The sequence below is a fragment of the Rubripirellula lacrimiformis genome (assembly GCF_007741535.1).
Classification (GTDB): domain Bacteria; phylum Planctomycetota; class Planctomycetia; order Pirellulales; family Pirellulaceae; genus Rubripirellula; species Rubripirellula lacrimiformis.
Genome location: NZ_CP036525.1, coordinates 6,071,341 through 6,086,531, shown reverse-complemented (window position 1 = coordinate 6,086,531; position 15,191 = coordinate 6,071,341). Strand labels below are relative to the sequence as shown.

Annotated in this window: 14 protein-coding genes; 3 read left to right on the top strand and 11 right to left on the bottom strand. The window is 58.4% G+C overall.

All coding sequences use genetic code 11. The annotated features are described in order from the left end of the window. Nucleotides 1-178 precede the first annotated feature (178 nt). Both K227x_RS21270 and K227x_RS21265 read left to right on the top strand, forming a co-directional pair. Nucleotides 179-1,669 (top strand): BNR-4 repeat-containing protein, encoded by a 1,491-nt coding sequence (locus K227x_RS21270; protein ID WP_145172711.1) that lies wholly within the window; start codon nucleotides 179-181, stop codon nucleotides 1,667-1,669. Between the two features lie 154 nt (nucleotides 1,670-1,823). Beyond that, entirely contained in the window at nucleotides 1,824-2,525 is a 702-nt protein-coding gene (locus K227x_RS21265; protein WP_145172709.1) for a hypothetical protein, read from the top strand. 73 nt (nucleotides 2,526-2,598) lie between these two features. Here K227x_RS21265 and K227x_RS21260 read toward each other — a convergent pair whose 3' ends face one another. The 3 genes from K227x_RS21260 to K227x_RS21250 form a co-directional block, all read right to left on the bottom strand. Continuing rightward, nucleotides 2,599-3,756, bottom strand: coding sequence for a calcium/sodium antiporter (locus K227x_RS21260; RefSeq protein ID WP_246146014.1), 1,158 nt, complete (start codon nucleotides 3,754-3,756; stop codon nucleotides 2,599-2,601). 183 nt (nucleotides 3,757-3,939) lie between these two features. After that, a complete protein-coding gene (locus K227x_RS21255) occupies nucleotides 3,940-4,995 on the bottom strand; it encodes an ABC transporter permease subunit (protein WP_246146013.1) in 1,056 nt (351 codons plus the stop codon). Beyond that, nucleotides 4,992-6,008 (bottom strand): ABC transporter ATP-binding protein, encoded by a 1,017-nt coding sequence (locus K227x_RS21250; protein WP_145178232.1) that lies wholly within the window; start codon nucleotides 6,006-6,008, stop codon nucleotides 4,992-4,994. Before K227x_RS21250 ends, K227x_RS21255 begins: the two co-directional genes overlap by 4 nt. Before the next feature lie 356 nt (nucleotides 6,009-6,364). Here K227x_RS21250 and argJ point away from each other — a divergent pair, with 356 nt between their 5' ends. Continuing rightward, complete coding sequence (argJ, locus tag K227x_RS21245) at nucleotides 6,365-7,558, top strand: bifunctional glutamate N-acetyltransferase/amino-acid acetyltransferase ArgJ (RefSeq protein WP_145172705.1); 1,194 nt, start codon at nucleotides 6,365-6,367, stop codon at nucleotides 7,556-7,558. Nucleotides 7,559-7,811: 253 nt separating this feature from the next. Here argJ and K227x_RS21240 read toward each other — a convergent pair whose 3' ends face one another. The 8 genes from K227x_RS21240 to K227x_RS21205 form a co-directional block, all read right to left on the bottom strand. After that, nucleotides 7,812-8,954, bottom strand: a complete 1,143-nt coding sequence (locus K227x_RS21240) for a GNAT family N-acetyltransferase (RefSeq protein ID WP_145172704.1) — start codon at nucleotides 8,952-8,954, stop codon at nucleotides 7,812-7,814. 306 nt (nucleotides 8,955-9,260) lie between these two features. Next, nucleotides 9,261-9,743, bottom strand: coding sequence for a hypothetical protein (locus tag K227x_RS21235; protein ID WP_145172702.1), 483 nt, complete (start codon nucleotides 9,741-9,743; stop codon nucleotides 9,261-9,263). Next, nucleotides 9,743-10,117, bottom strand: a complete 375-nt coding sequence (locus K227x_RS21230) for a rod-binding protein (RefSeq protein ID WP_246146868.1) — start codon at nucleotides 10,115-10,117, stop codon at nucleotides 9,743-9,745. Before K227x_RS21230 ends, K227x_RS21235 begins: the two co-directional genes overlap by 1 nt. A gap of 100 nt (nucleotides 10,118-10,217) precedes the next feature. Further along, nucleotides 10,218-11,357 (bottom strand): flagellar basal body P-ring protein FlgI, encoded by a 1,140-nt coding sequence (locus K227x_RS21225; protein WP_246146012.1) that lies wholly within the window; start codon nucleotides 11,355-11,357, stop codon nucleotides 10,218-10,220. A gap of 59 nt (nucleotides 11,358-11,416) precedes the next feature. After that, nucleotides 11,417-12,265: a flagellar basal body L-ring protein FlgH gene (locus K227x_RS21220; protein ID WP_145172700.1), complete on the bottom strand. Its 849-nt coding sequence runs from the start codon at nucleotides 12,263-12,265 to the stop codon at nucleotides 11,417-11,419. Further along, a complete protein-coding gene (flgA, locus tag K227x_RS21215; RefSeq protein WP_145172698.1) occupies nucleotides 12,262-13,452 on the bottom strand; it encodes a flagellar basal body P-ring formation chaperone FlgA in 1,191 nt (396 codons plus the stop codon). Before flgA ends, K227x_RS21220 begins: the two co-directional genes overlap by 4 nt. A gap of 49 nt (nucleotides 13,453-13,501) precedes the next feature. Beyond that, nucleotides 13,502-14,308, bottom strand: coding sequence for a flagellar basal-body rod protein FlgG (gene flgG, locus K227x_RS21210; protein WP_145172696.1), 807 nt, complete (start codon nucleotides 14,306-14,308; stop codon nucleotides 13,502-13,504). 30 nt (nucleotides 14,309-14,338) lie between these two features. Further along, nucleotides 14,339-15,091: a flagellar hook-basal body protein gene (locus tag K227x_RS21205; protein ID WP_145172694.1), complete on the bottom strand. Its 753-nt coding sequence runs from the start codon at nucleotides 15,089-15,091 to the stop codon at nucleotides 14,339-14,341. Between the last annotated feature and the right edge of the window lie 100 nt (nucleotides 15,092-15,191).

Genomic DNA, 15,191 nt, shown 5'->3' with positions numbered 1-15,191 from the left:
CGAACTCGAACTGAATCTCTGCGCACCCGCACGCCTATTCAAACGAGTCGAGTTGAATTTAGGCGGGGCAGATTTGGGCGCTGAAGCCAACGGGCAGACCATCCGGCAGGTCGATCGACTAGAATCGATTGCCCTGCCGAATCTGCCCTCGTTTCCGCCTGCCCCTGCGAGCCTACCGATGCGATTGCCCGTTGCCACTGTTTTCTTGTTGGCCGTCACGGCGATGCCGCCCGCGTGCGTGTGGGGCCAGGCTGACGAGGACCAGGCTTCTACCTCGCCGCGCACGGTCGACGGCTACCGTGGCATCTGGTTCACGCTGGGGCAGTTCTATGGTCCCAGCCAGGATGCTGGTCAGGTTTACGCCAAGGTTTCGCGCAAGCCTGTGTTCCCATTTGGCGACAAGTATTCCGGTGGCTTGGGGACCTACACGGCCAAGCATGTGCCGCTGGCAATCTACGATGCTGCTGTCGACAAGACGTTCTTTGTGTACGGCGGGACCACCGGTGCCAACGACCGACATTTGCTTTGCATGATTTCCTATTACGACCATGCAACCCACCAGGTGCCGCGGCCGGTGGTGGTGCACGACAAGGACGGTGTCGACGACCCGCACGACAACCCCAGCCTTTCGATAGACGACGACGGACACATTTGGGTGTTTGTGTCGGGCCGCGGAAGGGCGAGGCCGGGATTCAAGTACCGCAGTACGCTGCCGCACAGCATCGAAGCCTTTGAACTGGTTTCGTCCGAAGAGATGACGTATCCGCAGCCGCACTTCATTCCCGGCAAAGGATTCCTGCACCTGTTCACCAAGTACACCGGAGTCCGTGAACTGTACTTTGAAACCAGCCTGGATGGTCGCACTTGGACCGATGACAAGAAACTAGCCAGCATCCGCCAACCGCTCGAAAATCGCACCGGCCACTACCAGACTAGTGCCAGCCACGGCGGCACGGTCGGTACGTTCTTCAATCGGCACCCCAACGGAAACGTCGATCGTCGCACCGACATCTACTATGTCAAAACCGACGACATGGGCGCCCATTGGTCGACCGTCGATGGCACACCGCTAGAACTTCCGCTGTACCCCGTCGATTCGCCGGCGCGAGTGGTCGACTATGCCACGCAGGGGCTGAACGTCTATGCCAAGGACATGGGTTTCGATCGGGATGGGCACCCCGTCTTTCTGTATGTCACCAGCCCCGCCGCCGAACCTGGGTCGCCCAATGATCCGCGGCATTTTCGAATCACACGATGGGATGGCCAGCAATGGAAGACTAACGTCATCTGCCTGACCGACCACAATTATGACATGGGCAGTCTGTATTTGTCTGACGATCTTTGGTCGATTGTGATCCCCAGCCAGGTTGGTCCTCAGGCCTACCAAGGTGGCGGCGAGATGGCAAAGTGGGAAAGCCGCGACCAGGGTGAATCGTGGAACCTGACTCGCCAACTGACCGTCAACAGTCCGCGCAATCACAACTATGCTCGCCGCCCGATCGGTGCCAAGGACCCGTTCTATACTTTTTGGGCCGATGGCGATCCCACGCAGATCAGCCAGAGCCATCTGTACTTTGCTGATTCCAGCGGCCAGAAGGTTTACCGCCTTCCCTACGACATGGATCAACCCTTGGCGACGCCGACGCCGGTGGGAAACGAATCGCCGTGAAACCGCGGCGCGGGAAAAGAATTCTCGAGAAAGTTTCTTTTGGGCTGAAGTCTATTGCCGGGGATGGTCGATAGCTGAATTATTGCAAGATGCATATTTGTTTTGGTTTCATGGACGAAGCTGGTTTCTTTCCATCCAGCTCCGAGTCCTTCGCTTGCGTAATCTGACACTTGGCGTATTAATCGTCACCGGCGGCACACTCGCCGCACTCCCGTTTCGTCGACCGTCTGTCGATCCAGCACCGTCCACCGAGTGGGGGGATGCGACAGGCCCAACGGAATCCGCCCTGGACGCTTCGTTGCGTTCCGACATCGCAGCCTCTGGTTCCGGCGATATCGAATTGCCGCTGCCTGGATCGCTGCCTGTTTGGGGACGTGAACCGCGTCCCAAGCCGGCTCCGCGGCGCGTCGACGTGCCACTGTCGTTCGACGATCTGATGGTCCCGATCGATCAACCCGATCCGATTCGCCAACGCTTTGCGGCAACCGCAGAAGTTCGCGCCGCCGACCTGGAACGACAACGCGTCGCGGCAATCGAAATGCCGTCGCTGGACGCGGTCGCGCCAGCGATGCAGGATGAACTGCGGCGCCGATTGACTCAGCAGTCCGTCCAACCGCAATCGGCCAGCCCGTTCACGCCGATTTCGCCATCCACGCCGTTCCCGGCGACGTCCTATCAGGCGTCTTCCCATCCGGCGATGCCCCATCCGACGATGGATGGAACGCCGCAGCCGCCGCGATCACCGGCGCCGGTCAGCGGGTCGTTGGCCAGCGCGCCCTGGGTGGCGCCGACTCCCGAGCGGTTGCCACCGCCAACCGATCCGGCTGGTCCACGGCACTGGATCCGCCAACCGTAGGCTTGGCGTTTTCAGGCAACCGAAACGAGCAAGACGTGTTGCGTGATGCCCGTCGGAAACGAACGCATGACGCTTACTGGATCGTTTTGGTCGTACGTCGGCCGACGAACAGGGTGGCTGCAAACGTCAACAGCGTCAGCGGAACGACTCCGTAGGCGATCACGCTTTGCAGATTCGTTGTCAGGGGCGACCCTTTCGCCGACAGCACGATCAGCGCGGTATAGGCGACGTAGTACAGCACGAACATCGCGCCTTCCCAGCGGCGAACCAAGTTGCCCGTTGCGAAAACGGGAAAGCAAATCAATGCGACCGCGACCATCACCGGGATATCGAACCCGATCGCAGCCGGCGACACGGGGATCGGGGTGGGCGAAATTGCTGCGGTCAGCCCCAGCACGCAAAGCAGGTTGAACAGGTTGCTGCCAACGACATTGCCGACGGCGATATCGCGTTGTCCGCGATAGCTAGCGACCACGGACGTCACCATCTCGGGCAGCGACGTTCCGATCGCCACGACGGTCAAGCCAATCACCAGCTTGCTGACCCCTATCTTGGTCGCCACCGTCGTCGCTCCATCGACCAACAAGTTCGATCCAATCCCCAGCAGTACCAGTCCGCCGATCAACAGGCTGACCTGGACCGCCATGGCCTTTTTGCCGGTGATGGAGGTGCCGTATTCTTCCAGTTCATCCTGCACCGCCAAGCTCTCTTTGCGGCTGCTGGCGATGCTGTATCCGATGTAAATCAACAAGGCGACGAACAGCGTGATCCCTTCCCAGCGAGCGATTGCACCGTCCAGGGACATCCACCATACGACCAGCGATGCACCGATCATCAGCGGTACGTCTTTGCGGATCAGTTGACTCGACACGACCAACGGTGCCACCAACGCGGCCAGTCCAAGGATCAACAGCACGTTGATGATATTGCTGCCTAGGACATTGCCGACCGCAACGTCTCCGTTGCCCGAGAACGATGCCTGCAGACTGACCCCCAGTTCCGGTGCACTGGTGCCAAACGCTACCACCGTCAAACCGATGACCAGAGGAGAGATTCGGAACGCGGCGGCTAGCGACGCGGCACCGCGAACCAACAGTTCACCGCCAACGACCAACAGTACCAAACCAGCCAGAATGCTAAGTGCGACCAACATGTTCTCAGTCGAGAAAAAAGAATTCGTTCCCGCTGCCCGATCGGCGGCGCTGCGGATGTCGGCGACAAGGTACCACACCGCTTACCTTTCGTTAATGATCGCCTCTATCACCCCCAGGGCACCGGGGCCACCCGGGCCACCGGGGCCACCCGGGCGATGGCATTGGACCGGCGTCCGCAAGATCGAGGCCAAATGCGTGACACCGCGGGTACCGACGCGGCCTGGGAAAAACCCGATCTTCGACGAGGCCCAGCGGATCCCCTACAGGGGCGCTGGCAAATCCCGCCGCTGAAAATGAGCGATGGCGACCGCGTAAAAAACGGTCCCCAATCCAATCAGAATCAAGGGGTAAACCAGCGGTGGCAGAGCGACGTCGGGGGCCGTCTTGATCAGGCTCCAAGGGCCTGCTAACCCTTCTTTGGCGACGATCTCCGTCATCTTTTGCGGCTTGTAACAGCTGAAAAAGGACAGCGACAACATCCACTGTAATGATTCGGCCGCTTTGCCCAGGCCAAACATCACCAATTGGATCACATACACCCCGACAATGGCCCCCACCGTTCGCCATCGATAGCGATCCAGCGAACTGAACAATGTCGCCAACCCCAACAAGAAAAAACCAAAGGCAAACAAATGGAACGTGGACGCCGCAAACATCGCCGGATCCACTCGTTCGCGAAGCGGGACCGTTTGGGTTTCTGGTTGATCCACCGTCAACGGCACATCGATGTTGAAAATCGGAATCCGAAAACTGGGTGGCGCGACGGATTCCTCGACGCTAGTGGCCATGATGCCGGCGCCAATCCCGGCCCAAACTAGCAAACACAGTAGCAACAATCCCACCACAGAAACCGTGGCATGCGACAGCACTAAGGTCCGTCGCCGAATGGGCTGGGCCAGCAGCATTTCAAGTGTTCCACGCCCCATTTCGCCGCTGATCACGTCACTGCCACGCGCAATGCACCAGATGACGGTGCACAACATCACGATGGGTTCGTCATAGGTCATCCCGACGCGACCGGGATAGGTGAACAGCGCATCGAACCCAATCGGCGCGAACTTTTCGAAGTCACGAAACTGTTCCAAAATGGTCTGGAACTGGCCCATGTCCAAAAGCGACACCACCCACACGCGGACCCAAGCGAAAGCAAACAATGCCAACCCGCAGGCCACGAACAGAGGCATTGATTGACCGATGTATTTGCGAACCAAAATTCGATTGACGAACCCATCCACGGCGCGCGTCACCGGTTCCATGTTCGTTCCCGATCTGGTTGCATGATCCAATGTCGATTGATCCACTTTCAATGGGCTCACCGTGCGTCCTGTTTCACTTGGCCAACCTGGCCCTCGCCAAGGCCCGCGTTGCCCGCCGACACCGCGTCACCGAGGTGCACCGCGTCACCAAAATGGACCGCGTCGTAAACCGCACGCAGCCCCAACGGTTCGATTCGTATTCCTGCCAACCGTAGTGAATCGATCCAAGTTAACAGAGGTGCCAAGTCGCCCGCCGTGTCGATGCAAACCATGGGTTGGCCGCCGCGTTTGACCGTCGATACCTGCACCTTGGACCGCAGGTCGCTGGGGACGGTCATTGCCGCGGGATCGAAATCGGGGCTTGCTTTCGCCGTCACCCGATGCCGCTGGAACAAGTCGCTGATCGTCAATTGATGCACCAGCCGACCTTTTCGTAGGAAGGCGACTCGATCACAAGTTTCTTCGATCTCGCTTAACACGTGAGACGAAAACATGACCGTTCGGCCTCGCTGCTGTGCGGCGACGACCAAATCCAACACCTTGGCTCGGACTGTCGGGTCCAAGTTGGCGGTGGGTTCGTCCAGTATCAAAAGCGGCGTTTCCAGTCCCAAAACGACCGACAACGCCAGTTTCTGACGCATTCCGGTCGACATGAATGCGACTCGCGTGCGGGTATTGAGTTCCAATTGTTCGGCGATCGCGGCGCTGCGGTCTAGGTTGCCAGCAGGATGAATCTCGGAAAAGAACTTCAGCACGCCGCCGCCCCGCATGTGGCGTGGCAACCGAGCATCGCCGGGCAGGTAGGCCACCCGACTGCGAAGCCCCACACCATCGACCTGCGGGTCGATCCCGTCGATTTGGCTGGTTCCCGATGTGGGCCGCAGGTACCCCAGCAGAGATCGGATCAAAGTCGTCTTGCCCGCACCATTGGGGCCCAGCAGTCCGAAAACTTCGCCGCGAGCGACGCGAACCGAACAATCCGAAAGTGCGTCAAAGTCCCCATATCGCTTGGTCAGCCCCGAAGTCCTTACGATATCGTCTGGAATCGATGGATCATCGCCCGGGCCTAACATCGCTTCCGGCGACGACGCGGATTCCGGCGACGACGCAGATTCCTGCGACGACGCAGATTCCTGCGACGAACGGGCAACGGGGGTCGATAAGTTTGGCGGATGATTCAAAACCGTCCCCAGAGCGGATAGATAAGTGACAGAGCGGATGAGTGCTAGGCGGCCGATGCCAGTCGCATTGTCAGGCCGAGTCAATCGCGATTACCAATTCGACACGTTGCCAATTTGATACCTTACCAATTCAATACCTCACCAATCTGACGGATCATGCGTCCTTTCGATACGGCCCAAGCGTTTCGAACTCGAACGATTTTTACGTTTCACCTTCCACCCGATCTCTAGCACCCCACCCAAACGATATGGATCATTCCGAAGATCATCTGCCAGCCGGCTTTCGCTACTCCGGCGTCACCTGTGGCATCAAAGCCAGCGGCAAATCCGACTTGGCACTGATCGTGGCGGACCACCCGGTCACCGCTGCCGGTGTGTACACCCTGAACCAAGTGGTGGCGGCTCCGGTCGTTCTGTCGCGTAGCCGAACACCGTCCAGCACACTTCGCGCCGTCGTCACCAACAGTGGCAACGCCAACGCATGCACCGGTGACGCCGGGATGGACGATGCCAAATCGATGTGTCAAATGGTCGCCGATCAGATCGGATGCAGCCAGGAAGATGTTTTGGTGATGAGCACTGGTGTGATCGGCCGCCCTTTGCCAATGGACAAAATCACCGCCGGGATCGGCCAAGCGGCTAAGGAGTTGTCCGCCGAATCACCCGCCTTCGTCCGCGCCGCCGAAGCGATCCGGACCACCGATGCCGAACGCAAAACCGTCACCCGCACGATCCAGATCGGCGATCGCGAAATTCGATTTGCCGCGATGGCCAAAGGTGCCGGGATGATCGCGCCCAACATGGCCACCATGTTGGCGGTGATGCTAACCGACGCGCCGCTTTCGGCTGATTCCATCAAGCAGGTGCTTGCCGAAGCCGCCGATCGCAGTTTCAACCGCGTCAGCGTCGATGGCCACACCAGCACCAACGACACGTTTTTGCTGCTGGCCAGCGGTCAGGGCGAACCTTTGGCCGGTGATGATTTGGCACAGTTCCAGATTCAGATCAACGAGGTCGCGATCGCGTTGGCCAAACAATTGGTCGAAGACGGCGAAGGCGCGGCCCATACGATGGCGATCCGCGTCACCGGTGCCGGCAATACCCACGACGCCGAAGTGATCGCGAAAACGGTCGCGGCCAGCCCCTTGGTCAAAACCGCGATCACCGGTGGCGATCCCAATTGGGGGCGAATCGTATCCGCCGCTGGTTATGCCGAAGCCAAGATCAACCCCGCCAAAACATCACTGACGATCTGTGGGCAAGAAATCTATCGCGATGGGACGCCGGTCCCCTTCGATGCAAAATCGCTTAGCGAAAAGATGCGTGCCCAAAAAGAAGTGCCGCTGGAACTGACCGTCGGTGATGGCCCCGGGACGGCCGACTATTGGTCCAGCGACCTGACCTGCGAATACGTGCGATTCAATTCGGAATACACCACCTAAGGGCTCAAACGAATGCATCGGGCTGATCTCGCTCGGTCGCGTGCTCAAGGGATGTCGGGTGGGGTGGGGTATGTGGACGCGTGGGGCGTTGCCCGCACGGTTAAACGAATGTGTCGCGGATCTGCTCGGTGGGGTGGGGGGACGCGTGGGGCGTTGCCCGCACGGTTAAACGATTGTGTCGCGGGTCTGCTCGGTGGGGGCATTGGCGAAACGCTGACATTGCTTCCCCGTTGGCGATTGTCCCACACTACTGCTACTGCAGTTTGGAAATGCCCGCGTTTGGCTGCACGGTCCGAAGCACCTGCTTCAGCTGTGTTTTCATCGGGAATTGTTTGATCACGTTGGTCGCCGCCAAACGCATCGCTCGCATATTCCTGTAAACGGACGACGGGGTGACACAACCATGTTTGACGGTCGTGATGGTGTCGGTCTGCTTGCGTTTGTAGGGTTGTTCGCCATAGCCCATGTCGATACAGCGAATGCCGTGGCGGTCCGCAACGCGAATGATCTCTTTGAACAGAGCCGTGCCGGGCGAATAGCGAGAAAAGGCGGTGTCGTATGTGGGGAACCAGTAATGCAGTAACCCGTTTTCTAGCATTCCGAAATGGGCGGCAACAATCGTGTCACCGGCGCGAAGAACCGACAACAAGCCACGCGTGTCGGGACCATTGGACCGGTGCAATTGGTCGACCATATTGCGTGTCCACTCTGGTGTGAACAGATCCAAGATGTTGGTGCGTCGATACTGGTCCCGTTTCCATGCGATCATCTGCTGCAGAATCGACGGATCGCGACAATCGATTTCGATGCTGATCGGCCCAATCTCGCGAGCCAATTTGCGTGACTTCTGCTCTTGGCGACGAATGGTTTTGTGCTGTTTCTCTAAGCCTGCCAGGAACTGCTTTGAATCGTTTCCCAAATCGGCGCGAAACGATTCCGTGATTCCCTGGAACGATACTTGTTCGATGTTTGACATCGAACCAACCATCGAATGGAAGTCGTACGCTTTCACTTGGCATTCTTTCAACAACCAACACCAATCGAAGGTCGTATCGGGGTGCGCCACAACATTGTGTGCATCGTTGACGAAACGGCCTGCCGGCCACGCGATATGGTTGATCCGGTGGAACGGCAGAAAACCAACCACTTGTCCGCCGGATCGCATCACGGCACAAAGCACGTCGCCTCGAGAGGCTTGGACCGCGTCAAAAAATGCCAACGAGAAAAACGGGGTTCGCAATTCCGATTGCGTTGCTCGCAGTTGACGCCATCGCAATCGGTCAGCGTCGCTCAAGCCTCCCCAAGGCACGACTTGAACCTGATCGACCCGACAGGCGGATTCATGGTCGGCGGATGAACGAATGGTAAATTCGCGTGCTAGAGGAAGGACGGTCACGTCGAATGGCTGCTAGAGAAGGTGCGGTTGAAAAGGCACCTTGATCCCGGTGCTGACAGCATCCGACCTATTCTAACCTAACAATCCAGAACGGAAACAGTTTCTAGGGCTATTCTGACCCCGCCCACCAGGCTGCCCCATGAATAATCGGACGCTGTGCAGCGATCGGCAATTCCGGCCCCAACTTCCGCAGTGTGTGGTTGGTCGCCGCTGCTGGGGCCGTAGGGGATTTCGGTGCACTTCCGCCTAGGGGGGCCTGCGAATCAAGCGACGCTATCGACAGGATGAATCCGATCGAACGAATTTCTAGGCAGCTTCGTCGAACAGTCCGCCGCCGCTGGACGGAGCCTTTTCGCCATTGGGCGATGGATAGGTCTGCGGCGCAGTAGCGCCGGTCAGCGTCTGAACCAGTTCCGTCGTCAAGTTCGACAAGTGGAACTGGCAAACGAACAGGGACACGGCGCGAGTGTGCGCCAGTTCGATCGTGCTGGCCAAGTCGCGGCAGCGGAGTGCCAGCCGCGCATCTTCGATCTTCAGACTGCTCATCAGTTTCTTGGTCAGCGTCAGCCCGCTTGGCGGAGCGTCGGGATCGCGCAAAAGTTCTTCACGCTCCGCGATCTTTTCCTCCAACACCGCCAGGGCCGCCTGCAACTGCCGAGTCGATTCGTCGATCTGACCGGGCTGCACCGCGACGGTTTGCACACGCGTTTGATCCAAGATCAGGTCGATGGTGTTGGCCGTTTCTTCCAGCTCGTTCAGATATCTCTCCACGCGATTGGACCACGTCATCACGATCTCCGTTGCAAATTGAATAGTTCGAACATGGGGTCGGCAATCGTGTCGGCCGACGTCTTCGTCAAGTCTTCGACGATGTATTGATCCATCTGTTGTTGAAAGACTTCTTCCGTCCGTCCACCGTGCATGTACGCCGGGGTTCCGACTGTCTTTCGCATCGACGACAGCATGGTGCCGAACATGGTTTGCCCGACGAACTGAGTGAAAGCGTCCCGTAGTTCCGATGGTTCCGTGATCGCATTCAGCGCGGCCGCATCTTTCCCCGTGGGGTCCGCAGTTGCCGATGGCAACAACGACGATGGGGGCTGGGGCGCGGCACGCTGTGGCAACGGCATCGAAGTCGATGAACCGATCGATCGTGCATCCATCACCGAACCTCTGACTACAAGAAAAATGTATATCCCGAAGACGCTGACCGCCGACATGGTCGTGTCGACGTCGCTTCGAGGGTGCGTTTCTATCCAAGCACTACTGGAAAACCACTTCGCCGTACAAGTCGCCTTTTCGTTTTAGCGTTTTGATAATCGCGATCAGGTCCGATGTTGGCACATCCAGTGCATTGAGCGCATCGGCCAGGCTGTTCAATTTGGCGTTCACGGGAAGATCCGCTTTGTCGCCGATCTGAACAAATCCACCCGATCCGCCGGCTTCGATGCGCAGGCTGCGGTGCGTCACCAGCACCGGTGCGATCTCCACATCCTTGCCGATCACCACGACGCCATCACGTTCGTTGATCACGACGCGTGAGGAATGTGATTCAATCTGGATCGTCGTGCCCAACAGGAACGAAATGAACTTGATTGGGTTTTCACGATACAGGTCGGGGATGGAGACTTCGATGTGCAGTTGGTCGATCGCGCGGGCCCGGGTTCGGCTGGACCGAGCGGTCGAACCACCGGGATCGCCTAACGCTAGTGATGACAGGCTGTTGATTTCGTCTTCGACCCGCTGTGCGGTATCGAAACTCGCAAAGTCTTTTTCAAGGACCAGCGTGATCTTGCCGTCCTTTTGGTAGTTCGCGATGACCGACGCTTCCATTTTGGCGCCGCCCTGAATCGTTGCCGTGGTCGCAGGACCGTCCAGCGAAACGTTCAATCGTCCTTGGGCCATCGCATAAACGGTCGGGTTGTCAGCACGCGGGCCTAACATCGGGGTCAGCATCAACGTGCCTCCCTCTAGACTTTTGGCGTTGATTGCGTTGACTGACACGTCCACCAAATCGCCCGGTTGTGCACCGACATTGCTAAGCCGCGCAGTGACAAAGACCATGGCGACGTTTTTCGCATCGGCCACGTCGTCCAGGTCCAAGTTGCCTGTGCGGTCGGTCGCCATCGGGCCACCCATCAACTGCATCATGCGGGCCAGTGCCCGGGCCGTCGGGGCCGCCCCCGAATCGCCTGTCCCACGTAGTCCAACGACTAAACCCAAACCCTGCAGCGTGTTGGTTTCTTGGCCCTTCACCCGGCAAACATCGCCCAGTTTCAAACCCGCAGCCTGACAGGGCGTCCAACTGGACACGGCCAACCACACTGCAACCAACACCGCAGTCCCCACGGTGACACCGGTCGATCGAAGAGGGCCGGGCGTGCAAGTCATGTCAGATTTCATGGGATGTGCTTGATTCGCGTGTGTATGCGGCACTGGGACAATTCGTGGTTCCCTGTGCATCAGAACGGACGTACGCGATCGAGGAATCGGGACAACCATCCGCGTTTGTACCCGTCTCGCAGATGCCCGCGGTCTTCTTTCTTGATTTCTAGATCGATCAAGTCTTTGCTTAGCACGACATTGTCCGGTGCAATGTCCTGTGCGCGACAGATTCCCGTCAACGATGTTTCCCAAAGGTTGTCGTTGACTCGAAGCGTTTTGCGGGCTTCTAAGACCAGCGATCCATTGGGGCGAATGTCGACCACCGTGGCCGCGATATTGAAGGTCAGCGCTTCACGCGACTGCAGCGAGGATTGGGCGCGGTAGTTTCGATTGGACTCCGCCGCGATCGAAGGATCCCCATTGTCTTGCGGGTCTGGTCGAAGTCGGAAATCGGTCAATTTGACCCAGTCGGTCAAAATGGTTTCGTAGAGCGTTTGCTTGCGCTGGTTGGCGGCTCCATCGGCCATCATGCTGGTGATCTCGTCCACTCGGATCGTGACCAAATCATTCTTTTGAAAGGTCCGCACCGGGGGCGCCGGTTGATAGGTCCAACTGGCACGGTCGATCATCACGGGCGGGCGATCCGGACCATACCCGGCGGCGGGCGATGCCATTGGCAGCCGGCCATCTTCGGAATCGGCAGCAACGTCGCCCGGATTGGCTTCGTTGCTGCGGGAAACCGGTTTTAGCAGAGGGGGATTGATCGCCGCCGCAGCCAGCGACTGGCCGCCCAGGATCCGCGGCCCCATTGGCGAGGTCGGCATCGGCGCGTGCATCAACGAGCTGTTCTGAGCCCACAGGTGACTTCCTGGCATCCACTGCATTGCGAGTGCCAGCGTGGCGACCAGCCACAATTTTGATTTCATCGGACCACCGGTGCGCGAGTGACAATTTCAACAACGCCGTGCTGGGCGACTCGCGCGATCAGCCGCTTGCGAGGATTCAGGGTTTCAATTTCGATCAGGTCCGATTCCGCGCCGTCGGCCAGCGATTTTGCATTCGTTGTGACCGTCACGCCGCCGCCGCGCACGCGAACTTCGATCAGATCGCCTCGGTGCACCAGGATAGGGGCGCCGACGTCGGCATAGTCGATCAGTTGGCCAACACGCAAATTGTTGCGAGTCTCTTTCCCGATCAGCGACTCGATATCCGAGATCGCTTGTGAATCGACTTGGTCGGCCGGAAACGGTTTCAGTTCCAAGTCCGTTGGCCCGATGCGTTGGCCGCGTCCCATGCTGCGTGTGGGCACGACAAACTTTGGATGCGAAGTCATCCGCACTTCGATTTCCGATTCGATCGGGCCGCCGACCGAACGCGCAATGATTTTGAAGCGGCAAACTCCATCGCGAATCGGTGTCAATGATTCCAGATTGGTCACGCCGGTCAGGTGTTGCAGCGGTACCAGAGCCACCTGGTCGTTGGGGACCTCGACTTCATAGGTCTCCGCAACATCGGGATAGAACCGTGTCATGGACAGTTCAAACCAATGGATCACTCGCTTGGCATCCACCAACGACAGTGGCAATGGTGGGGCGTTTGGGTTTGCATCGTCTGCGTGGTTCGGCAGATCGGAGGTTTGGCCAGGCGTTGGAACGGGGGCGGGGCTGGTCCCGGAATTCGCAGGCGTGACAAATCCAACCGGCTGGACGCGTTCGCCCGGTCTCGGCTGACGATAGTCGACTTGGATTTCAGTCGGCCCGTGCCAATCGATCACGTGCGGTGTCGCTTCGGCATTCAAGATTGCTTTGTTCAATCGATCGCGTTGGATCGTCATGGTCCGGCCGCTGACCGGAACCAGTCCGATGGCGGATCGGCTGAGCCGTTGCCATCCGGATTGATGCGGATCGATCGGTTGGACCACGTCGCCAAGCCGCACGATCGGCGATGTCACGGTCACGGGTGAAACCGTGCGGAACGACCATCGTGTGTTGGCGTCGATCGTTACATCGAAGGACCCCGCGTTCGGACGCTGCGCATCTGCCACCCCAGCGATCGCGATCGTAGCGATCGTCATCGTGAAAGCGGCCAGGACAAATCGCAGGTTCAAAAACATCAAAAGCACAGAGCGTATGCGGGCAAAGGATTTCAGTCGGATGTCGCGTTTAGAAGCGGCGCAGGTTGGTGATGTTCTGCATGATCTGGTCACCGGCCTGAACAGCTTGGCTATTGAGTTCGAAGGCGCGTTGGGTCGTGATCAGGTCAATCAATTCCTGAACCGGTTGCACATTGGACGCTTCCAAGTTGCCTTGGCGAAGCGTCCCGAGTCCTTGGTCACCAGGGTTGGCGACCTGTTCTTGTCCCGAGGCGTCGGTCTGCAGGTACATGTTTTCACCGACCTTCAACAGACCATCGGGGTTGATGAACTGAGCCATCTGTAGCTGCCCCTGGTTGGCCAGTTCTACTTGTCCGGGGACCCGCGTCATCACTTCGCCGTTGGCGTTGATTTGAATGGCGGTTGCATCTTGGGGGATGGTGATGGGAGGATCCAACAGGCGGCCGACCTGTGCGGACCCGATCACCAGTTGTCCGTTGGCGTTGATGTCCAGGTTGCCGGCCCGGGTGTACATGGTTTGCTGGCTGGACGGATCCAAGACGCGCAGAAACCCTTTGCCTTGAATCGCAAGATCCAATTCGCGGCCGGTTTGTTGCAGCGTTCCCTGGCTGTGGTCGGTTTGCGTGCTGGTCACTCGCACGCCCAGCCCGACCTGAGTACCGACGGCGGTCGGTGTTTGGTTGGCGTCCTGGACCCCGGGATAGACCTCGGTGCGGTACAGCAGGTCTTCGAAATTGGCGCGGTCTTTCTTGAAACCAGTGGTGTTGATGTTGGCCAGGTTGTTGGCGATCACGTCCAACTTGGTCTCCATCGCCTCCATGCCGGTGGCCGCGGTGTACAACGTCTGAACACTCATAGTTAGCCTCTGATTTTCGGTTGAGTTGGTTTACGCCTGCAGCACGCGAGAGATCAATGACCCCATCACGGTGTCCTGGTTTTGAATCATTCGAACGTTGGCTTCGTAGACTCGGGATGTTTCGATCAGTTCCATCATCGCGCCGGTTGGGCTGACCGCAGACTGTTCCAACGTCCCTGCTACTACCTTTCGATCGTTGCCGCCGACAAGGTCAAACGGTGCCAGCGGTTTGAACTGGTTGCCGCCAAGGTGAGCGACGTCGCCCATGCTTTTGGGCTTGGCCAACATCAATTCCCAACTGGTACCGCCTTGTCGCAGTCGTCCTTCGGGTGCCACTTGGACGGGCAATCCGGGTTGAACCTGAATCGGACTTCCGTCGCTCGACATCACTTGGTCGCCGGAGGTGTTGATCATTCGCCCCTTGGCATCGAACATGAAGTCGCCGGCGCGGGTCAGCAGTTGTTCGTCGCCACGCTGGACCACAAAGAACGATTCCTCGTCGTTGATCGCAAAGTCCGTTTCACGCCCTGTTTTTTTCATTGGGCCCGCCGCAAGCTGAGTCGCCGAGGGCGCGATGGTGACACCGCCGCCAATATCGTCGGCGCCCCCAAGCCCCTGTGTGACTTCCCCTTCTTCGATCATTTCCGCGAATCGGGCCTGCAGCACCGTCTGTTCTGGCTTGAAGCCCGGCGTTTCCACGTTTGCCAGGTTATTGCTGAGCACCTGCATCCGGTGGCTCTGCGCATGAGCACCGGCAGCTGAGAGATAAACGCCATAGGGCATGGGACTTCCTTTTCGGGAGAGTCTCGATGAAAACGAAACTTGAGCATTTTTGCTAACAATTTTCGTTTTTGCCGCACAAGGGCATTCTGGGAGAAAGCAT